This window comes from Enterobacter sp. MGH 33 (assembly GCF_000534535.1).
Lineage (GTDB): Bacteria > Pseudomonadota > Gammaproteobacteria > Enterobacterales > Enterobacteriaceae > Enterobacter > Enterobacter hormaechei_C.
Genome location: NZ_KI973212.1, coordinates 1,722,495 through 1,742,757, shown reverse-complemented (window position 1 = coordinate 1,742,757; position 20,263 = coordinate 1,722,495). Strand labels below are relative to the sequence as shown.

The window sequence follows — 20,263 nt, the reverse complement described above, 5'->3', positions numbered from 1 at the left end:
AGCCTGATTACCCGCCGATATAGGACAGGTTCTGAGTAATGCCGGTGTTGCCCTGATGCAGGAAATGGGTCTGCTTTTTGTGCGTCAGCGCCTCGGAAATACGTGCTTCAAGCGCGTCCTGCTGGGCGTCATCTTCCAGCAAATCGCGTAGATCGACGCCGCCATCCCCGAACAGGCAAAGATGGAGCTTGCCGACGGAGGAGACGCGCAGGCGGTTGCAGCTGGCACAGAAGTCTTTTTCATAGGGCATGATCAGGCCGATTTCGCCCTCATAATCCGGATGACAAAAGACCTGCGCCGGGCCATCGCTGCGCTGGCGGATCTGGTGGATCCAGCCGCGTTTCAGCAGTTCGTCGCGCAGAACCATGCCGGAGATATGATGGCGACGGAACAGCTCGCTGCCCTCCCCGGTCTCCATCAGCTCAATAAAACGCAGTTGAATGCGGCGCGGTTTGATCCACGCCAGGAAAGTGTCCAGCTGATGGTGGTTCACATCACGCATCAACACGGTATTGACTTTGACCTTGTCGAAACCGGTGGTGAACGCGGCATCGATGCCGTCCATCACCTGCTGGAACTTATCCTGGCCGGTAATGGCGTGGAACTGACGGGCGTCCAGGCTATCGACGCTGACGTTGATCGCCGTCAGCCCCGCATCGCGCCAGTTCGCCACGTCACGCGCCATGCGGTAACCGTTGGTGGTCACCGCGATCTGGCGGATACGTTCGTTTTCACGCACGGCGGCAATGATGTCAGGGAAATCACGGCGCAGGGAGGGCTCTCCCCCGGTAAGACGCACTTTTTCCGTGCCAAGTTCAGAGAACGCGCGCGTGACGCGGCGTACTTCATCCACGGAGAGAAAGCCGTTATTGGTGACGCTGCCCGGCTTGTAGCCATCGGGCAGGCAGTAGGTGCAACGGAAGTTACACACGTCGGTAATCGACAAACGTAAGTAGAAAAACTTACGCGCGAAAGCATCAGTAAGTTGTGAAGCCATGTACACCTTTCCAGATCGGGAGGCACAGTCATTTCTTTCTGTACCCTGGTGGCAAATCCGCCACGGCCAGGGCGCCATATCTCTCGACACAGGCGCCAGGGCTAGAGTGTATGTTTTCAGTTTTGAAAACGTGGTTATGGCGATAGTAGCGTGGAAATCGCCACTTCGCCATTGTCGCTTTTCGCTATATAAATTTATATATAACGATGTTATCGTGCATTTTCACTACAGAATACGCAAAAACAGCGCTTTCGCATTGATATACGTCATTATGGTTTGTGAGAGGCATCGTCTTTTAGGAGTAGTTGCGTTACTGTGACGCAAGCTTAACAGGATAAGGAATAGGTATGCGCAATCGCACTTTTGCGGATCTGGACCGCGTGGTCGCTCTTGGCGGAGGTCACGGTCTGGGACGAGTGATGTCGTCGTTATCGTCACTGGGCTCGCGCCTGACGGGCATCGTGACAACAACGGACAACGGCGGCTCAACCGGGCGGATCCGACGCGCTGAAGGCGGGATTGCCTGGGGTGACATGCGCAATTGCCTCAACCAGCTTATCACGGAGCCTAGCGTGGCCTCGGCGATGTTTGAGTACCGTTTTGGCGGAAATGGTGAACTTTCAGGCCATAACCTTGGAAATCTGATGTTAAAGGCGCTGGATCACCTGAGCGTGCGTCCTCTGGAAGCGATCAATTTAATTCGTAACCTGTTAAAGGTGGATGCATTCCTGATCCCGATGTCTGAACAGCCGGTGGATTTAATGGCGATCGATGCCGACGATCACGAAGTGTATGGTGAAGTGAATATCGACCAGCTTCTTCTTCCGCCAAAAGAGCTGATGACCTACCCCAGCGTACCCGCAACGCGTGAAGCGGTAGAAGCAATTGGCGAGGCCGATCTGATCCTGATTGGGCCGGGAAGTTTTTATACCAGCCTGATGCCGATCCTGCTGGTGAAAGAGCTGGCGCAGGCGCTGCGCAGAACGCCTGCGCCCATGGTCTATATCGGTAATTTAGGCCGCGAACTCAGCCCGGCGGCGGCAAGCCTGTCGCTGGCGGATAAGCTGGACCTGATGGAACAGTACGTTGGTAAGAAAATTATCGATGGTGTCGTGGTCGGGCCGAAAGTGGATGTATCGGGGATTGGCGATCGCGTGGTGGTGCAGGAGCCGCTGGAAGCCAGCGATATTAAATATCGCCACGACCGCCATTTGCTGCGCGAGGCGCTGGAGAAGGCGATTCAGGCATTAGGTTAGGTTCGTTTTGTGCGGCCTGATGCCCTCACCCCGGCCCTCTCCCACAGGGAGAGGGAGAAAACGCCACCGGGCAAAAAACTACGATGCCGCAATAAACAGATCCCGCAGCTGATGCAGCTGATCGCGGATTTGCGCGGCCTCTTCGAACTCCAGGTTCTGCGCGTGCTGCATCATCTGCCCCTCCAGCTCGTGGATCTTCTGCTGCAACGCTTTCGGCGTCAGCGCGACGGTATCCTCTTCCACCACGGAACGGGCCTTGCCGCGGCCTTTCGCTTTGGTCTTCGCAATGTTCTGACCCAGCGCCAGGATATCCACCACCTTCTTGTTCAGCCCCTGCGGCGTGATGCCGTGCTCTTCGTTGTAGCGCTGCTGCTTCTCGCGACGACGTTCCGTTTCGCCAATCGCTTTGGCCATCGACGGGGTGATTTTATCCCCGTACAGGATCGCCTTCCCGTTGACGTTACGCGCGGCGCGGCCAATGGTCTGGATCAGCGAGCGCTCGGAACGCAGGAAGCCCTCTTTGTCCGCGTCCAGAATCGCCACCAGCGACACCTCAGGCATATCCAGCCCTTCTCGCAGAAGGTTAATACCGACCAGCACGTCGAACTCGCCCAGACGCAGATCGCGGATGATCTCCATACGCTCCACGGTATCGATATCCGAGTGCAGATACCGCACCTTCTCGCCGTGTTCTTCCAGATACTCCGTCAAATCTTCCGCCATACGTTTGGTGAGCGTGGTAACCAGCACGCGCTCGTTGATGGCGGAGCGGGCACGTATTTCCGAGAGCAGATCGTCCACCTGCGTCGCCACCGGACGCACCTCGATAATCGGATCCAGCAGCCCGGTCGGACGCACCACCTGGTCCACCACGTCATCACCGGATTTTTCCAGCTCGTAGTTGCCCGGCGTGGCCGATACGTAGATGGTCTGCGGAGCAAGCGCCTCAAATTCTTCAAACTTCATCGGACGGTTGTCCAGCGCTGACGGCAGTCGGAACCCGTACTCCACCAGCGTCTCTTTACGCGCGCGGTCACCGCGGTACATCCCGCCGATCTGGGGGATCGTAACGTGGGATTCGTCGATCACCAGCAGGCCGTCCGCCGGAAGGTAGTCAAACAGCGTCGGCGGCGCTTCGCCCGGCCCGCGCCCGGAGAGGTAGCGCGAGTAGTTTTCGATGCCGGAGCAGTAGCCCAGCTCGTTCATCATCTCCAGATCGAACTGGGTACGCTGGCTCAGGCGCTGCTCTTCCAGCAGCTTATTGTTCGCCAGCAGCACCTTGCGGCGGTCCGCCAGCTCGGTTTTGATCTCTTCCATCGCCTGCACAATACGCTCGCGCGGCGTTACATAGTGCGTTTTCGGGTAGATGGTGAAGCGCTGGATCACCGACTCGACGTGACCGGTCAACGGATCGAACAGCGACAGGCGTTCAACCTCTTCGTCGAACAGCTCCACGCGCAGCGCCATATCGTCCGACTCCGCCGGGAAGATATCAATCACCTCGCCGCGCACGCGGAAGGTCCCGCGCTGGAACGCCTGATCGTTACGGGTGTACTGCAACTCCGCCAGACGGCGCAAAATCGCACGCTGATCGATGATCATCCCCTGCGTCAGGTGCAGCATCATCTTGAGATAGAGATCCGGATCGCCCAGGCCGTAGATCGCCGACACCGAGGCCACCACCACCACATCACGACGCTCCAGCAGCGCCTTGGTCGCCGACAAACGCATCTGCTCGATATGTTCGTTCACCGAGGCATCTTTCTCGATAAACGTGTCGGAGCTGGGAACGTAGGCTTCCGGCTGGTAGTAGTCGTAGTAGGAGACGAAATACTCCACCGCGTTTTCCGGGAAGAACTCTTTCATCTCACCATACAGCTGCGCCGCCAGCGTTTTGTTCGGCGCGAGAACCATCGTCGGACGCTGGAGATCGGCAATGACGTTGGCAATGGTGAAGGTTTTGCCCGAACCGGTAACCCCCAGCAGGGTCTGGTGCGCCAGCCCGTCCTCCAGCCCCTCTTCCAGGCGACGAATAGCCTCGGGCTGATCCCCGGAAGGACGGAAAGCAGAATTCAGTTTAAACGGTTTACTCATGGGCGACGACCTGATGACAGAATAAGCGGCAGGTGAGTAATTTTACTCGTTGTGGCCAGGATTGCCAGTAAAAAACACTGGATGAAAAACCAGTATCGTGTCAGGATATTTAGCGTAGCGCAGAGAGGATTAGTGCGTTCGCGAGCCAAATTTCGACTGTGACAAAATAAAACACCAGCCTCAGGGGGTTATCCCCAGAACTATTACTTTTTTAACATTTGTCAAGGGCGGTTATGAAAGTTTTATGGCAACAGGTCTCGCTGGCGTTGAGGGAATTGCTTTTATCTAATTCGTTAAAAAATAAAGACTAATTTATTAAGCCGCGTTTCGCATCAATTTGGTTGTAACCCGCGTATTCTCTCGCTTATCGCGGGTTTTCTAACTCTAATGCACAAGGTTATCCACAGGAATAGTGGATAACTGCCTCCAGCCCGTACAGCATGCACTCCAGCAAATTCCCGGTTTTTCCCACGAAGCGGCAGTAAAAAATTTTTATCACTCTTTTTTGCCTGGAAAACGTTCATTTTTTCATAAGCGACTGGCGAGATCTTAATCACAATTCTGTCATTTCTCCTGCACCACAATTCGACATACGCAGCACCGGGAGTGTGCAATTCGTATAAACGTTCAGCTTTTGATAGTGAGTTATTCCTAAAAATGGCCTTTTTTTAATCATTATGAAGTTCCTGGCAGGCGTTTTGCAGACATCACTCTGTGCATCACCCCACACATTTTTAAGGAGAGAAAGATGTTGAGTCTGCGTGCTGTAAATCAGTTTTACGGAAGCCAACATACGCTATGGAACGTGAATATCGATTTCCCGCAAGGCATCTGTACGGGCATTGTTGGCCTGCCTGGCATGGGCAAATCCACGCTTATGAACTGCATTACCGGAAAGGTGCCCGTCGAGAGCGGCACCATCATCTGGCATGAGGCTGGCGCGCCGCCGCATAACTTGCTCAACCCTGCGTCAGCATTCCCGGCGCCGCCGACGATAGGCTACGTCCCGCAGGATCGGCGGATATTTTCCCAGCTGACCGTCGATGAAAATCTGCATATCGCTATGCGGGCGACGGGGAAACCCGATCCGGCATCAAAAAGTGACGTGTATGCCCTGTTTCCGGAGCTCTATCCGCTGCGACAGAGCCGTGCCTCTGCGCTGTCCCCTGACGACCAGTATCAGCTGGCCCTCGCCAGTGCGCTGGTTAATCGTCCGCGCGTGTTGATTCTGGATGAGCCCATGCATGGCGCAGGGCACGGTTTCGCGCGCAGGCTGGGGCAGTTGCTGGTGCGGTTGAATCGGGAGCTGGGAATGACGGTGCTGTTAGCGGAGCAACAGCTGTCGTTTATCCGCCGGGTAGCGGAGCGTTTCTGCATGCTCTATCGCGGACGTAACGTGGCACAGGGCCACGTTAACGAGCTGGATGACGACCTTATTGCGCACTGGATGGCGCGGGACATAAGGCGCTGAGGTCGAGATAGCGTCCGGTTTCCGCCTGCTCTGCGCCGTCGGCAAGCCACAGGATCTCGCCGAGAAACGGCGCAGGCAGCACCCGCTTCAGCGTCGCCAGATACTCAGCATGACGTTTACCCGGCGCTACCACGTCATTGGCAATCCACCCTGCCAGACGCAACCCGGCCTGCTGCACGGCCTGGGCGGTCAGCATGGCGTGATTGATACAGCCAAGCTTCACACCAACCACCAGAATGACCGGAAGCTGCTCGGCCTGCACCCAGTCAGCAAATGTCTGCTCGTCGGACAGCGGGGTAAACCAGCCGCCAGCCCCCTCCACCAGCACCCAGTCGGCCTGCGTTTCCAGGACGCGTAACCCGGAAGAGAGCACCGAAAAATCAATCGGACGATCTTCATCGACGCTGACGATGTGCGGCGAGGTGGGTTCAGCAAAGGTATAGGGGTTCACCGCAGAATAGGCCAGCGTAAGGCTGCTGTTACGCTGTAGCGCCAGCGCATCGGTATTACGTAAGCCTTCCGGCGTCATCTCGCTGCCGGAGGCTACGGGCTTATACCCGGCCGTTGTTTTCCCCAGCAGACGCGCCGCCTGCAACAGCGCGGCGCTGGCAACCGTTTTACCGACTTCAGTGTCAGTGCCGGTAACAAAATAACGTTCAGTCACGTTCAATAATCCCATGAAAAAGATGATAAGAGAGCGGGAACCGGCCCCGCTCCTGCGGCCAGGCCAGCTCGAGACGCTGGAGTTGGCCACGGGTAAGGGGTTTCTTCTCCCGTCCGGCGTGCAGGTGCGTCGCGCCTATGCCCTTAAGCGATCGCATGGCGCTTAACGCATCGCTAAATTCGAGGGTGACGGTCTGGACCACGCTGCGATAGCGCCAGCCTGCCAGCGCCTGAGTGACCTGTTGGTGCGAGAGAAACCGGTTGGCGTGCGGCTGCGCATCCACTGCCCTCCACGCCTGATTCAGCTCTGGCAACGAACTTTCCAGCAGGGTGGTAAAGGCCACCGCTCCGCCGGGCCGCGCCACGCGGTATAGCTCGCGTAGGGCCTGCGGCAGGCTGGCGCACCACTGCACCGCCAGATGGCTCCAGACGAGGTCAAACAGCGCATCCTCCAGCGGGATGGCCTCGATATCGGCCACCAGATAACGGTCTGCTGACTGCTGCTGGCGGGCCTCATCCAGCATCTGCACGGATAAATCCAGCGCCGTGACGTGGCTACCCGTTGCGCGCCAGTAGCGGCTATTGCCGCCAGGCCCGCAGCCAGCGTCGAGCACCTGCGCAAAACGCCCCTCACCGAGCGCGGCCAGCAGCCCGCGGGCGCTCAGGCGTTGCAGCTCATCGTGCTGTGAATAGCTTTGCGCTGCCCGGCCAAACGCGGCGGCAACGGCCTGTTTATTGACAGGAGACATACAGTGCCTCCAGAAGCGTATCGATATCCTGCGGCTCGTGCGCTGCCGTGAGCGTCAGACGCAAGCGCGCGGTGCCTGGCGGCACGGTGGGTGGGCGGATCGCCGTGACCCACTGCCCGCGTTCTCGTAGCGCCTGTGCCAGCATCAGCGCCCGATGGTTTTCACCCACAATCACGGGCTGAATGGCGCTGTGCGAGTCGGTAAGCCGGTAAGGCAGTGCGCTTACCCCCCGGCGAAAACGCTGAATATGGTCGGCCAGGCGCGCCCGGCGTTCAGCGCCGTCTTCGCCGCGGATCACCGCAAGCGACGCAGAGAGCGCCACGGCCTGCGCCGGGGGCATGCTGGTGCTGTAGATCAGGTGCCGGGCGAACTGCACCAGGTAATCGGCCACCGGCTCGCTGCACAACACCGCGGCGCCGCTGACGCCAAAGCCTTTGCCGAAAGTGACTACCAGCAGTTCCGGCCTGACGCGTTGCTGGTGCGCGCTTCCGCGCCCCTCCTCGCCGGTGACGCCAATGCCGTGGGCATCGTCGACCAGCAGCCAGGCGTTCTGCTGTTTTGCGACGTCATGCAAGGTGGCAAGCGGCGCGCTGTCGCCGTCCATGCTGAATACCCCTTCCGTCACCGCCAGCTGAAGCCCTGAACAGGGTTTACCCAGCAGGACGTTCAGCTGAGAGGCATCGTTATGGGCAAAACGCCGCAGCTGCGCCGGGCTGAGACTGGCCGCTTCAAGCAGGGACGCGTGGCTCAGGCGGTCCGCGGTGATGCGGTCGTCTTTGCCCATCAGGGCGGCAATCACCGCCTGATTCGCGGCAAAACCGGAGATAAACAGCAGCGCCCGCGGGTAGCCCAGCCAGTCGGCCAGCTCTTCCTCCAGCGCCTGATGCGCCGTGGTGTAGCCGCTGACGTGCCCGGAGCCACCGCTGCCCACGCCGTAACGATCCGCGCCCTGCTGCCAGGCGCGAACGATCTGCGGGTGCTGGCTCAGGCCCAGATAATCGTTGCTGGAGAAATTACAGAACCGCTCTCCTTCCCGGGAGAGAAAACGGCCTGCACCGTTTTCCACTACCCTGCGCACCCGAAACGCATCCGCCGCCCGCCGCTCGTCGAGCGCGGTCCTGATACGTGCCTGCCAGGTCATACGGCTGCCGCGTTGTAGAACTGGTCGGTGTCGGCGTTAAAAATCTGCTGCTCCAGCTGCTGCTGTTGCTCGTTATCCCCCGCCTGTACCTCGGTCTGGTGTGGGTTCAGCCCCAGCTTGCGGAACAGCTGGACATCTTTGTCCTCTTCCGGGTTTGGCGTGGTCAGCAGTTTGCAGCCGTAGAAGATAGAGTTGGCCCCGGCCATGAAGCACATCGCCTGGGTCTGCTCGCTCATCTGCTCGCGACCGGCAGAGAGGCGAACATAAGAGGTCGGCATCATGATGCGCGCCACCGCGATGGTGCGGATGAAATCGAAGGCATCCACGTCCTCGTTATCCGCCAGCGGCGTGCCTTTTACCTTCACCAGCATGTTGATGGGCACGCTTTCCGGCGGGGTCGGCAGGTTTGCCAGCTGTAACAGCAGGCCGGCACGATCTTTTACCGTCTCGCCCAGTCCCACGATCCCGCCGGAACAGACCTTGATCCCCGCATCACGCACTTTATCCAGCGTGTCCAGACGCTCCTGATAGGTGCGCGTGGTGATGATGTTGCCGTAGAATTCCGGCGAGGTATCGAGGTTGTGGTTATAGTAATCCAGCCCCGCCGCCGAGAGACGCTGCGCCTGCTCTTCGTTCAGCGTACCCAGGGTCATGCAGGCTTCAAGCCCCATCGCCTTCACCCCCTTCACCATCTGCTCCAGATAGGGCATGTCGCGGTCATGCGGATTTTTCCACGCCGCGCCCATGCAGAAGCGGGTCGAGCCAGCGTTTTTGGCCTTGCGCGCGGAGTCGAGCACTTGCTCGACTTCCATCAGGCGCTCGGATTCGAGACCGGTTTTATAGCGCGCGCTTTGCGGGCAATATTTGCAGTCTTCCGGGCAAGCCCCGGTTTTGATCGACAGCAGCGTGCTGACCTGAACATGACGCGGATCGAAGTGCTGGCGGTGCACCTGTTGCGCCTCAAACATCAGCTCTAGGAAAGGTTTGTTGAATAATTCAGTGACTTGCGACATCGTCCAGCGTGCGTGGTGAGCCATCGGGCTTCTCCAAAGGGTTTTGTTAATTGTCGGTTCGGTTTATACTTGTAAACCTAAAACTTTTCAAAATGGTTTACAAGTCGATTATGACCCAGGACGATCTCGCCTTCGACAAGCAGCATATCTGGCACCCTTACACCTCCACGACCCGCCCCCTTCCCGTCTATCCGGTAGCCTCGGCCCACGGCTGCGAGCTGCATCTTGCCAGCGGCGAGCGGCTTGTTGACGGGATGTCCTCCTGGTGGGCGGCGATCCATGGCTACAACCACCCGCGACTGAACGCGGCGATGAAAGCGCAGATTGACCAGATGTCACACGTGATGTTTGGCGGGATCACGCATCAGCCCGCGGTGGATTTATGCCGTCGCCTGGTAGCGATGACGCCTGAATCGCTGGAGTGCGTTTTCCTGGCCGACTCCGGCTCGGTGGCCGTGGAAGTGGCGATGAAAATGGCGTTGCAGTACTGGCATGCGAAGGGCGAAACGCGCCAGCGGTTCCTTACCTTCCGCAACGGCTATCACGGCGACACTTTCGGCGCGATGTCGGTATGTGATCCGGACAACTCCATGCACAGCCTGTGGAAAGGCTATCTGCCGGAAAACCTGTTTGCGCCAGCCCCGCAGAGCCGCTTCGACGGCGAATGGGACGAGATGGACATGGTGGGCTTCGCGCGGCTGATGGCGGCCCATCGCCACGAGATTGCCGCCGTTATTCTCGAACCGATTGTGCAGGGCGCGGGCGGAATGCGGATGTACCATCCCGAGTGGCTGAAGCGCATTCGGAAGATGTGCGACCGCGAAGGGATCCTGCTGATTGCCGATGAGATCGCCACCGGCTTTGGCCGCACCGGGAAATTGTTCGCCTGCGAGCATGCGGGGATCGCGCCGGATATTCTGTGCCTGGGGAAAGCGCTCACCGGCGGCACCATGACGCTCTCCGCCACGCTTACCACCCGCCAGGTTGCCGATACCATCAGCGACGGCGACGCGGGCTGCTTTATGCACGGCCCGACGTTTATGGGCAACCCGCTGGCCTGCGCCGTGGCAAGCGAAAGCCTCGCCATTCTGGAAAGCGGCGCATGGCAGACGCAGGTGGCGGCGATTGAGGCGCAGCTGAAGCAGCAGTTAAGCGCGGCGGCGGAGGCGGAATACGTCGCGGACGTCCGCGTACTGGGCGCCATCGGGGTAATCGAGACAACGCATCCGGTGAACATGGCCGCGTTGCAGCGCTTCTTCGTTGACCAGGGCGTGTGGGTGCGACCTTTCGGTAAGCTGATTTACCTCATGCCGCCGTACAGCATTTCTGCGGATCAGCTCCGCAAGCTGACCGGGGCAGTGGTTGAAGCCGTTAACACTTCAGCGCATTTCGCGATTTAACCCCATGCGTTACACTTTCTGAATGAGTGAGTAACGAGGGAAATCGGATGAAAATCATCAGTAAAGATTTGCGCGACGGCGAAAAGCTGCCGGAACGTCACGTGTTTAACGGGATGGGTTATCAGGGGGATAATATCTCTCCCCATCTGGCGTGGGACGATGTGCCAGCGGGAACCAAAAGTTTTGTCGTGACCTGCTACGATCCGGATGCGCCAACCGGGTCGGGCTGGTGGCACTGGATCGTGGCAAACCTGCCCGCCGACACGCGCGTGCTGCCGCAGGGCTCCGGTTCCGATCTGGTCGCTCTGCCTGACGGTGCGATTCAGACGCGCACTGACTTTGGCAAAGCGGGCTACGGCGGCGCGGCGCCGCCAAAAGGGGAAACGCACCGCTATATCTTCACCGTGCACGCGCTGGATGTGGACAAGATTGAGGTCGACGAAGGGGCGAGCGGCGCGATGGTAGGCTTTAACGTGCATTTCCATTCGCTGGGCAGCGCGTCGATTACGGCGATGTATTCGTAATCGTGCGGGCTGATGCCCTCACCCCGGCCCTCTCCCACAGGGAGAGGGAGAAAACCTAACAATTCCCTCTCCCTGTGGGAGAGGGTTAGGGTGAGGGTAAAAATCACAGCACCGAAGGTAACAGCCCCACCAGCCGTCCTTCCTCCAGAAGCTGCATCGCCTTATCAATATCCGGCGCAAAGAAGCGGTCGTCATCGTAGTGCGTAACGTGCTCGCGCAGTTCCTGGCGCGCCTGCTCCAGCAGCGGGCTGGATTTTAGCCCTTCGCGCAAATCAATACCCTGACACGCCGCCAGCCACTCCACCGCCAGCACGCCGCGGGTGTTAGAGGCCATCTCCCAGAGGCGACGCCCGGCAGCCGGGGCCATCGAAACGTGATCTTCCTGGTTGGCTGAGGTTGGCAGGCTGTCCACGCTGTGCGGATGCGACAGGGCTTTGTTCTCGCTTGCCAGTGCCGCGGCGGTGACCTGGGCTATCATGAAGCCCGAGTTCACGCCGCCGTTGCGCACCAGGAATGGCGGTAGCTGGGACATGTGCTTATCCATCATCAGCGCGATTCGACGCTCAGACAACGCCCCGATTTCGGCAATCGCCAGGGCGATATTATCTGCGGCCATCGCCACCGGCTCGGCGTGGAAGTTACCGCCAGAAACCACCTCGTTTTCCTGAGCAAATACCAGTGGGTTATCGGACACCGCATTGGCCTCCACCAGCAGCACTTCTGCCGCCTGGCGCAGCTGCGTCAGGCATGCGCCCATCACCTGCGGCTGGCAGCGCAGGGAATACGGATCCTGCACCTTCTCACAGTTGTGATGCGAATCGGCAATGTCGCTGGTATCGGTAAGTACGTGGCGGTACATGGCAGCGGCATCAATCTGCCCGCGCTGGCCGCGCACCTCGTGGATGCGGGCATCGAACGGACGACGCGAGCCGAGCACCGCCTCAGTGGTCAGTGCACCGCACACCACCGCCGAGGCGAACAGATCTTCCGCTTCAAACAGACCGCGCAGCGCGAAAGCGGTCGACGCCTGCGTGCCGTTGAGCAGCGCCAGCCCCTCTTTTGCCGCGAGGGTGATCGGCGTTAAGCCAGCTTTTTTCAGCGCCTCTTTCGCAGGCAGCCACTCCCCTTGCCAGCGCGCCTGGCCTTCACCCAGCAGGAGCAGCGACATATGCGCCAGCGGCGCCAGATCGCCGGAGGCGCCGACGGAGCCCTTCGCCGGGATCCACGGATAAACTTCCGCATTGACCAGCGCCATCAGCGCCTGGATCACGTTCAGACGAATGCCGGAAAACCCACGCGCCAGGCTGTTGATTTTCAACACCATCATCAGGCGGACGATCTCATCGTCCAGCGGCTGGCCAACCCCCGCCGCGTGCGACAGCACCAGCGAACGCTGTAAATTCTCCAGATCGTGCGTGGCGATGCGGGTCTGCGCCAGCAGGCCAAACCCGGTGTTGATGCCGTAGGCGGTGCGCCCCTCCGCCACAATCGCCTCCACGCAGGCCACGCTGTCGTTAATGGCACGGTGGGCGCTTTCATCAAGGGAGAGTGTCACCGGATGACGCCAGACGTGACGCAGCTGTTTGAGCGTCAGCGAGCCGGGAGTAAGTGTTAACGCGTTCATGCAGGCTTTCCTTGTGTGGCGGAGATCATCGGCAGGTTCAGGCCCTGCTCTTTGGCACAATCAATGGCAATCTCGTAACCCGCATCCGCGTGACGCATCACGCCGGTTGCCGGGTCGTTGTGCAGCACGCGAGCGATACGCGCGGCCGCTTCATCAGTTCCGTCACAGACGATGACCATCCCGGAGTGCTGGGAGAAGCCCATCCCGACGCCGCCGCCGTGGTGCAGCGACACCCAGGTCGCGCCGCTGGCGGTGTTCAGCAGGGCATTCAGCAGCGGCCAGTCGGAGACCGCATCCGAGCCGTCGCGCATGGCTTCAGTTTCACGGTTCGGACTGGCGACAGAGCCGGAGTCCAGGTGGTCGCGGCCAATGACGATCGGCGCGGAGACTTCGCCGCTGCGCACCATTTCGTTAAAGGCGAGGCCGAGTTTTTGCCGCCACTCCAGCCCGACCCAGCAGATACGCGCCGGCAGGCCCTGGAAGTTAATGCGCTCGCGCGCCATATCCAGCCAGCGATGCAGGTGTTCGTCATCGGCGACAATCTCTTTCACTCTGGCGTCGGTTTTGTAGATATCCTCCGGGTCGCCGGACAGGGCAACCCAGCGGAACGGCCCAATGCCGCGGCAGAACAGAGGACGAATATAGGCGGGCACGAAGCCGGGGAAGTCAAAGGCGTTATTCACCCCCATCTCTTTCGCCATCTGGCGGATGTTATTCCCGTAATCAAAGGTCGGAATACCCATCTTACTGAAGGCCAGCATCGCGGAGACGTGTTCCGCCATGGCGCGTTTGGCCGCCAGTACCGTGCCCTCAGGATCGGTTTCCGCTTTTTGCTGGTAGTCTTCCCACGTCCAGCCTTTTGGCAGATAGCCGTGGAGCGGATCGTGAGCGCTGGTCTGGTCGGTGACCAGATCCGGACGCACGCCGCGCGCCACCAGTTCCGGCAGAATATCCGCCGCGTTGCCGCACAGGGCAACCGACACGGCTTTGCCTTCAGCGGTGTACTTTTTGATGCGCGCCAGCGCGTCATCGAGGTTGTCGGCCTGCTCATCAACATAGCGGGTACGCAGACGGAAATCGATGCGGCTCTGCTGGCACTCAATGTTCAGGGAGCACGCGCCCGCCAGCGTCGCGGCCAGCGGCTGCGCGCCGCCCATGCCGCCCAGTCCGGCGGTGAGCACCCAGCGGCCTTTCAGTGATCCGTTATAGTGCTGACGGCCCGCTTCCACGAAGGTTTCATACGTGCCCTGCACAATCCCCTGGCTGCCGATGTAGATCCAGCTACCCGCGGTCATCTGGCCGTACATGGCCAGCCCTTTTGCGTCCAGTTCGTTGAAGTGTTCCCACGTCGCCCAGTGCGGCACCAGGTTGGAGTTGGCAATCAGCACGCGGGGCGCATTTTTATGGGTTTTGAATACGCCAACCGGTTTGCCGGATTGCACCAGCAGCGTTTCGTCGTTTTCGAGATTCGTCAAAGACTCGACAATCGCGTCATAGCACGCCCAGTTGCGCGCGGCGCGGCCAATGCCGCCGTAGACCACCAGCTCGTGGGGATTTTCTGCTACCTCAGGATCAAGGTTGTTCATCAACATGCGCAGCGGTGCTTCGGTGAGCCAGCTTTTTGCGGTGAGCGTGGTGCCGCGCGCGGCGCGGACATCCTGCTTGCGGTATTTATCTGACGACATTGTGTGTTCCTCATAAGGGACAGGTGATGCATTTAGATATACTTGTATAGACAAGCACACACAAGGTCGGGTTTAACAAAAAAGATACAATTTTGCTATATTGCGTTAGCGATCACGCTTATAAAACTTATGACATAAAGTGGCCCTGCAACCGGTAGCGATTCCCCGGGAATAGCAGCTTCGCATGCGACACAATTTGCGAGGACGACCAGGTACGACGGCGGATCAGCAGACAGGGATCGTGCTCTTTAATACGCAACAGCTCGCACTCCTGCGGCGTGGCGCGCACGGCTTCCACGATATGCTCCCCTTCCGTCAGCGGGGCGACGAGCGAGAGATACGCATGCGGTGTGGTTTGGGTGTAATCCTGGCTCAGGTAGTCCGGTATCCGCTCCGCGTTGACGCAGCGATCTTCAATCTGGACCGGAATGTCGTTCTCATAATGCACCATCACCGAATGGAAAATCCGGGTGCCCTCGGTAACGTTCAGCTCGATGGCCTGTTCGGTGCTGGCCTGCGTCTCCTCAAGCACCAGCACCTCGCAGTGGTGCTGATGGTTGCGGGCGGCAATTTCATCGGCAATGCTGCGGATTTCAAACAGCGCCGACTGTCCTTTTGGCTCGGCGACAAAGGTTCCGACACCCTGCAAACGCACCAGCAACCCTTCATCGGTCAGTTCACGCAGTGCGCGGTTGATGGTCATTCGGCTAAAGCCAAACTGCGCCACCAGCTCGGCCTCGGACGGAATGCGGTCGTGCGGGCGCCAGACGCCGGCGGCGATTTTTTCGCTGATCGCCTGCTTCACCTTTTCGTAAAAAGGCGCGGGAGGGCTCGGCTGCGGCAGGGGCGAGCGTGAAAACATCATGACTCCTTGAATGTTGTTATGCCCACCAGTGAGCAATTTGCCAGGCCAGTCGGGCGGCGAGCTTAGCGCCCTGTCCGTCCCGATCGTAGTGCGGATTAAATTCCACCAGATCCGCCGCCTGTAGTTTACCGCTTCGGCAGATACGCTCAATCACCGGGAACAGATCCAGCGCCGGGATCCCCAACGCCGCAGGGGCGGACACGGCGGGCATTTCTGCGGCAGGCAGCACATCAAGGTCAACGGTGAGATAAACCCGGTCTGCCTGCGCAAGCACGCTATCCAGCACGGATAGCGCATCCCGGCGAAAATCGAGATCTTCAACCAGCGTCACGTTCAACCGCTCAGCTTCCTCCCACAGCGCCTGAGTATTCGCCGCACAGCTTACCCCCAGGCAGGCGTAGTGAAACACCCGCGACTGAGACGCGCAGTAGTGCGCCAGCTGGCGGAACGGCGTGCCGGACGTTGCCCGTTCGGCCTTGCGTAAATCGAGGTGCGCATCCAGGTTGATCACCGCAAGGCGATCGTTCGGAAAGGCGTCCAGCACGCCGCGCCCGTGCGCCCAGGCGGTTTCATGTCCACCGCCGAAAACCAGAGTACGCATCCCGGATTGCTGGCACGCGGTTATGGCCTCGCTCAGCGCCTGCTGTGCCGCCTCCAGCGCGTGGCCTTCAACATAAATAGCGCCCATATCCACGAGGCGCGCATGACCCTGATGGCTCGCCATATTCGCCAGCGCGCCACGCAACACATCGGGCGCCTGTGCAGCACCGGGCCTGCCCTGGTTACGCTTAACCCCTTCATCACATTCAAAGCCCAGCAGGGCGATGCCTGACGGCGCGGGAGAAAAGTGTTCGCGCTGTTGTATGGTCTGGAAGAGACGTTTCGCGGTGCTGGACTCGGCGCTGTCGTCACGACCCTGCCAGACCTGCGGAGAGACGGGATGCCACAGTTTCATGCTACCTGCCCCCGAAACACGCGTTGATACATAGGATTCCGCCCCGGCTCGTAAACCATCTCAACCGGATGATTCGCCTCCCAGACGACGAAATCAGCCACATAACCGGGCTTTAACTGCCCGTGCGTCGCACCACGTCCTAGCGCCTGCGCCGCATGCCGCGTCACGCCAGCCCAGGCCTCTTCCGGCGTGAGGCCAAACTGGACGCAGGCCATGTTCATTGCCAGATGCAGGCTGGCAAACGGGCTGGTGCCCGGATTGTAGTCGGTAGCCACCGCCATCGGCACGCCCTGCTCTCTCAGCTGCGCCACCGGCGGACGCTGGCGCTCCTGAAGAAAATAGAACGCGCCGGGGAGCAATACCGCCACCGTGCCGCTTTGCGCCATCGCCTGAATACCTGAATCATCGAGATACTCAATATGATCGGCCGACAGCCCTTTATACTGGCTGACCAGCGCCGCGCCGCCGAGATTCGACAGTTGTTCTACATGCCCTTTTACCGGGATCCCGAGCGCGGCGGCGGCCCGGAACAGGCGCTCGGTTTGCGCCGGGGTAAAGCCGACGTTTTCACAAAACACGTCCACCGCTTCAAATAACTCTTTTTGCCACAGCGTGGGCATGATCTGCTCACAGACCAGCGCCAGATAGGCATCCGGATCCTGTCGGTACTCGGCAGGAACGGCGTGCGCGGCCAGCAGCGTCGGGCTGATATCGACCAGATTATTCAGGCTGAGCTGGCGGGCAACCAGCAGCATTTTCTCTTCGGCTTCGGCATTCAGTCCGTATCCCGATTTGATTTCAACGGTCGTTACGCCTTCATTCATCAGCCGCTGGAGTCGCTGCTGCGCCACCGTCAGGAGCGTTTCCGGCGAACTGTTGCGGGTGGCCGTGACCGTGGCGTTAATTCCGCCGCCCTGCGCGCTAATGGTCTGATATGACACGCCGTTAAGCCGTTGCTCCCATTCCGCTGCGCGATCGCCGCCGAACACCAGATGGGTGTGGCAATCGATCAGGCCGGGGGTAACCAGACGCCCGTCGAGATCGACACACTGACGATGCCCGGAGGGGATCTCGGATTCAGGAATAATGGCCAGAATCGTCTGGCCGCGCACAACGAGGGCATGTTGTTCTCTCAGGCCGTAGGGGTCCGCCTCACCTGTCGCCAGGGTTGCCAGTCGCGCATTTCGCCATATCACATCATCGGGATGAAGCTGCTGCATGTGCCTTCCACTTGTCATGGGTTGTATAGACATTTATTTTCATCTGCCGCCTGCTGTCAACCGCATTGGGGGAAAATGTTATTTATTTGTGATGACTTTCCCGTCGCCTGCGGGCAAAAATGCAACTTTTCCGGTTTTTATCTTCCCGTTTCGCTCAACTTAGTATAAAAAAGCAGGCTATTTCGTCTATCCAGATAAGACTTGCATACCCAGGAGCATTACCTTGAATATTTCCAGGATTTCCCGTCTGGCGTTGGCACTCGCCTTTGGCGTGACTTTATCCGCTTGCAGTTCAACACCACCGGATCAGCAACCTTCTGAGCAGGTTGCTCCGGGCACCGCTTCCCGTCCGATCCTGTCAGCGGCTGAAGCGAAGAACTTCACCCGTGCGCACTATTTCTCGGCGATGGATCCCAATGCAGCCCCGTGGACGCCTTCTTCTATTAACCTGCCGAAACAGCCAGACTTCGTTGTCGGCCCGGCCGGGGCAGAGGGCGTTACACACACCTCTATTCAGGCAGCCGTTGATGCCGCAATTACCAAACACAGCGCATCTCGTCAGTACATTGCCATCCTGCCGGGTGAATACGAAGGAACCGTTTATGTTCCGGCGGCACCGGGAAGCATTACGCTTTACGGCCTGGGCGAAAAAGCGGTCGACGTAAAAATTGGCCTGGCGATTGATTCAGAGATCGACAGCACCACCTGGCGCCATCTGGTGAACCCGGCCGGTAAATACATGCCAGGTAAACCGGCGTGGTATATGTTTGATAACTGCCAGCGCAAGCGTGCCGCCACCATTGGCGTGATGTGTTCGGCGGTATTCTGGTCACAGAACAATGGCCTGCAATTGCAGAACCTGACCATTCAGAACACCCTGGGCGACAGCGTTGACGCAGGTAATCATCAGGCCGTGGCGCTGCGTAGCGATGGCGACAAGGTACAGATTAACAACGTCAATATCCTGGGCCGCCAGAACACCTTCTTCGTGACCAACAGCGGCGTGCAGAATACCCTTCAGAACAACCGTCTGACGCGTACTCTGGTCACCAACAGCTACATTGAAGGCGACGTGGATATGGTCTCTGGCCGCGGCGCGGTGGTATTTGATAACACCGACTTCCGCGTGGTGAATTCACGTACGCAGCAGGAAGGTTACGTCTTTGCCCCGGCCACGCAGTCTAACCTGTTCTATGGCTTCCTGGCCGTGAATAGCCGCTTTACTGCTGCTGGCGATGGCGTGGCGCAGCTTGGTCGCTCTCTGGACGTGGACTCCGCCACTAACGGCCAGGTCGTGATCCGCGACAGCGTGATTAACGAAGGCTTTAACATGGCAAAACCGTGGGCGGATGCGGCGATCTCGAAACGTCCTTTCTCCGGCAACACCGGCACGGTGGATGAGAAAGACAACGTGCAGCGTAACCTGAATGACGCTAACTTTAACCGTATGTGGGAATATAACAACCGCGGTCTGGGTAGCAAAGTGGTTGCTGAGCCGAAGCAGTAAAATGCCTGCTGCCGGGTGGCGGCTGCGCCTTACCCGGCCTACCTCATGCATTAACCGCGCATAAAAAAACCTCGCATTTGCGAGGTTTTTTTTCGTCTACGGATCAATGAGCGTTAATCACAACCCACATCGGCCCTTGTCCGACCGCATAGCGTCCTTTCTCTTCCAGTAGACCCTGCACGCCCTGGATTTCATAGAGCGCAATGTGGTGGGATTTCTGCCCCGCCGCAATCAGGTATTTGCCGCTGTGATCGACATTAAAGCCGCGCGGCTGGGTTTCTGTCGGCTGGAAGCCTTCAACTGCCAGAACGCTGCCGTCTTCAGAGACGCTGAAGATGGTGATCAGACTGGAGGTACGGTCACAGGCATAGAGGTGACGGCCATCCGGCGTAATGTGAATGTCTGCCGCCCAGCGTGTGTCGGAGAAATCAGATGGCATCATGTCCAGCGTCTGTACGCACTCGATCTGTCCATTAGGATCGTTCAGTTCCCACACGTCTACCGAGCTGTTCAGCTCGTTAACGACATAGGCATACTGCTGATTCGGGTGGAAGACCATGTGGCGCGGGCCTGCGCCTTCCACGGTGGTGACTTCCGCCGGGCTCTGCGCGACCAGATGGCCGTCATCGCTCAGGGTGAACAGGCAGATGCGGTCCTGCTTAAGCGCTGGCACCCACAGCGTGCGGTTATCCGGCGAAATGTTGGCGGAGTGGCAACCTTCTAGCCCTTCTACCACGTCGACGGTTTCAACGGGAATACCGTCTTCCAGGCGGGTGACGCTCACGCAGCCTGCATTGTAGGAGCCGCTGAAGATAAAGTTGCCTTTATGGTCAGTGGAAATATGGGTCGGGCTGCCCGGCAGCGGGGCTTCTGCGGTATAGGTCAGCGCGCCGTCATCCGGGGAGATACGGTATGCCAGTACGCGGAATTCCGGGCGTACGCCGACATAAAGAAAACGTTTATCCGGGCTGACGACCATCGGCTGCACCTGGCCTGGCACATCAACAACCTGAACCAGCGTAAGCGAACCTTCTGTATTCAAACGCCAGACATGGATCTGCTGACTTTCAGGACTGGCGGTATAAACGGTTTGTTTCAT

Annotated in this window: 17 protein-coding genes and 1 riboswitch; of the genes, 5 read left to right on the top strand and 12 right to left on the bottom strand. The window is 59.0% G+C overall.

Going from position 1 to position 20,263, the window contains the following annotated elements; translation table 11 throughout:
- Window positions 1–7: 7 nt before the first annotated feature.
- Window positions 8–997: a GTP 3',8-cyclase MoaA gene (gene moaA / locus L379_RS15665; RefSeq protein ID WP_032653029.1), complete on the bottom strand. Its 990-nt coding sequence runs from the start codon at window positions 995–997 to the stop codon at window positions 8–10.
- Window positions 985–1,118, bottom strand: a riboswitch (molybdenum cofactor riboswitch). Its footprint overlaps the gene before it by 13 nt.
- Window positions 1,119–1,344: 226 nt before the next feature.
- On the opposite strand from moaA, the gene yvcK reads away from it, so the two are divergent.
- The gene (yvcK, locus tag L379_RS15670; RefSeq protein WP_023299636.1) at window positions 1,345–2,253 is read left to right on the top strand and encodes a uridine diphosphate-N-acetylglucosamine-binding protein YvcK; all 909 of its coding nucleotides are present in this window, start codon (window positions 1,345–1,347) and stop codon (window positions 2,251–2,253) included.
- A 78-nt stretch (window positions 2,254–2,331) separates the two neighbouring features.
- On the opposite strand, the gene uvrB is transcribed toward yvcK, so the two are convergent.
- The gene (uvrB, locus tag L379_RS15675; protein ID WP_015571085.1) at window positions 2,332–4,347 is read right to left on the bottom strand and encodes an excinuclease ABC subunit UvrB; all 2,016 of its coding nucleotides are present in this window, start codon (window positions 4,345–4,347) and stop codon (window positions 2,332–2,334) included.
- Window positions 4,348–5,095: 748 nt separating this feature from the next.
- Between uvrB and L379_RS15680 the strand changes: the two genes are divergently transcribed.
- Window positions 5,096–5,818: an ABC transporter ATP-binding protein gene (locus tag L379_RS15680; protein ID WP_017694112.1), complete on the top strand. Its 723-nt coding sequence runs from the start codon at window positions 5,096–5,098 to the stop codon at window positions 5,816–5,818.
- Here the strand turns inward: L379_RS15680 and bioD are convergent.
- The 4 genes from bioD to bioB are packed head-to-tail and all read right to left on the bottom strand — an operon-like array spanning window position 5,781 to window position 9,408.
- Window positions 5,781–6,482 carry a dethiobiotin synthase gene (bioD, locus tag L379_RS15685; RefSeq protein ID WP_074174222.1) on the bottom strand — a complete coding sequence of 234 codons (702 nt, stop codon included), beginning with the start codon at window positions 6,480–6,482 and terminating at the stop codon, window positions 5,781–5,783. The genes L379_RS15680 and bioD overlap by 38 nt on opposite strands.
- The gene (bioC, locus tag L379_RS15690) at window positions 6,475–7,230 is read right to left on the bottom strand and encodes a malonyl-ACP O-methyltransferase BioC (RefSeq protein ID WP_032653025.1); all 756 of its coding nucleotides are present in this window, start codon (window positions 7,228–7,230) and stop codon (window positions 6,475–6,477) included. Before bioC ends, bioD begins: the two co-directional genes overlap by 8 nt.
- Window positions 7,214–8,371, bottom strand: coding sequence for an 8-amino-7-oxononanoate synthase (bioF, locus tag L379_RS15695; RefSeq protein ID WP_032653023.1), 1,158 nt, complete (start codon window positions 8,369–8,371; stop codon window positions 7,214–7,216). Before bioF ends, bioC begins: the two co-directional genes overlap by 17 nt.
- Complete coding sequence (bioB, locus tag L379_RS15700; RefSeq protein WP_017694116.1) at window positions 8,368–9,408, bottom strand: biotin synthase BioB; 1,041 nt, start codon at window positions 9,406–9,408, stop codon at window positions 8,368–8,370. The genes bioF and bioB overlap by 4 nt, the downstream gene beginning before the upstream one ends.
- A gap of 68 nt (window positions 9,409–9,476) precedes the next feature.
- On the opposite strand from bioB, the gene bioA reads away from it, so the two are divergent.
- Entirely contained in the window at window positions 9,477–10,784 is a 1,308-nt protein-coding gene (bioA, locus tag L379_RS15705; RefSeq protein ID WP_047057931.1) for an adenosylmethionine--8-amino-7-oxononanoate transaminase, read from the top strand.
- Window positions 10,785–10,831: 47 nt separating this feature from the next.
- On the top strand, window positions 10,832–11,308 hold the full coding sequence (locus tag L379_RS15710; RefSeq protein WP_003858531.1) for a kinase inhibitor: 477 nt from the start codon (window positions 10,832–10,834) through the stop codon (window positions 11,306–11,308).
- Window positions 11,309–11,411: 103 nt separating this feature from the next.
- Here the strand turns inward: L379_RS15710 and hutH are convergent, their stop codons facing one another.
- The 5 genes from hutH to hutI all read right to left on the bottom strand — a co-directional run bounded on the left by hutH (window position 11,412) and on the right by hutI (window position 17,657).
- A complete protein-coding gene (gene hutH, locus L379_RS15715) occupies window positions 11,412–12,932 on the bottom strand; it encodes a histidine ammonia-lyase (RefSeq protein ID WP_032653021.1) in 1,521 nt (506 codons plus the stop codon).
- A complete protein-coding gene (hutU, locus tag L379_RS15720; RefSeq protein ID WP_032653019.1) occupies window positions 12,929–14,617 on the bottom strand; it encodes a urocanate hydratase in 1,689 nt (562 codons plus the stop codon). The genes hutH and hutU overlap by 4 nt, the downstream gene beginning before the upstream one ends.
- 127 nt (window positions 14,618–14,744) lie before the next feature.
- On the bottom strand, window positions 14,745–15,479 hold the full coding sequence (locus L379_RS15725) for a histidine utilization repressor (protein WP_032653017.1): 735 nt from the start codon (window positions 15,477–15,479) through the stop codon (window positions 14,745–14,747).
- A gap of 19 nt (window positions 15,480–15,498) precedes the next feature.
- Window positions 15,499–16,437 carry a formimidoylglutamase gene (gene hutG / locus L379_RS15730; protein WP_017384946.1) on the bottom strand — a complete coding sequence of 313 codons (939 nt, stop codon included), beginning with the start codon at window positions 16,435–16,437 and terminating at the stop codon, window positions 15,499–15,501.
- A complete protein-coding gene (gene hutI / locus L379_RS15735; RefSeq protein ID WP_032653016.1) occupies window positions 16,434–17,657 on the bottom strand; it encodes an imidazolonepropionase in 1,224 nt (407 codons plus the stop codon). The genes hutG and hutI overlap by 4 nt, the downstream gene beginning before the upstream one ends.
- A 223-nt stretch (window positions 17,658–17,880) precedes the next feature.
- Here hutI and L379_RS15740 point away from each other — a divergent pair, with 223 nt between their 5' ends.
- Complete coding sequence (locus L379_RS15740) at window positions 17,881–19,164, top strand: putative acyl-CoA thioester hydrolase (RefSeq protein WP_023296146.1); 1,284 nt, start codon at window positions 17,881–17,883, stop codon at window positions 19,162–19,164.
- Between the two features lie 103 nt (window positions 19,165–19,267).
- Here L379_RS15740 and pgl read toward each other — a convergent pair whose 3' ends face one another.
- Complete coding sequence (pgl, locus tag L379_RS15745; protein WP_015571095.1) at window positions 19,268–20,263, bottom strand: 6-phosphogluconolactonase; 996 nt, start codon at window positions 20,261–20,263, stop codon at window positions 19,268–19,270.

Coding starts and splice junctions, on each gene's coding strand:
- hutU (WP_032653019.1), bottom strand. CDS start 14,617: ATGTCGTCAGATAAATACCGCAAGCAGGATGTCCGCGCCGCGCGCGGC.
- moaA (WP_032653029.1), bottom strand. CDS start 997: ATGGCTTCACAACTTACTGATGCTTTCGCGCGTAAGTTTTTCTACTTA.
- hutH (WP_032653021.1), bottom strand. CDS start 12,932: ATGAACGCGTTAACACTTACTCCCGGCTCGCTGACGCTCAAACAGCTG.
- uvrB (WP_015571085.1), bottom strand. CDS start 4,347: ATGAGTAAACCGTTTAAACTGAATTCTGCTTTCCGTCCTTCCGGGGAT.
- L379_RS15680 (WP_017694112.1), top strand. CDS start 5,096: ATGTTGAGTCTGCGTGCTGTAAATCAGTTTTACGGAAGCCAACATACG.
- bioA (WP_047057931.1), top strand. CDS start 9,477: ATGGTTTACAAGTCGATTATGACCCAGGACGATCTCGCCTTCGACAAG.
- bioB (WP_017694116.1), bottom strand. CDS start 9,408: ATGGCTCACCACGCACGCTGGACGATGTCGCAAGTCACTGAATTATTC.
- bioF (WP_032653023.1), bottom strand. CDS start 8,371: ATGACCTGGCAGGCACGTATCAGGACCGCGCTCGACGAGCGGCGGGCG.
- hutG (WP_017384946.1), bottom strand. CDS start 16,437: ATGAAACTGTGGCATCCCGTCTCTCCGCAGGTCTGGCAGGGTCGTGAC.
- L379_RS15725 (WP_032653017.1), bottom strand. CDS start 15,479: ATGTTTTCACGCTCGCCCCTGCCGCAGCCGAGCCCTCCCGCGCCTTTT.
- yvcK (WP_023299636.1), top strand. CDS start 1,345: ATGCGCAATCGCACTTTTGCGGATCTGGACCGCGTGGTCGCTCTTGGC.
- pgl (WP_015571095.1), bottom strand. CDS start 20,263: ATGAAACAAACCGTTTATACCGCCAGTCCTGAAAGTCAGCAGATCCAT.
- bioC (WP_032653025.1), bottom strand. CDS start 7,230: ATGTCTCCTGTCAATAAACAGGCCGTTGCCGCCGCGTTTGGCCGGGCA.
- hutI (WP_032653016.1), bottom strand. CDS start 17,657: ATGCAGCAGCTTCATCCCGATGATGTGATATGGCGAAATGCGCGACTG.
- L379_RS15710 (WP_003858531.1), top strand. CDS start 10,832: ATGAAAATCATCAGTAAAGATTTGCGCGACGGCGAAAAGCTGCCGGAA.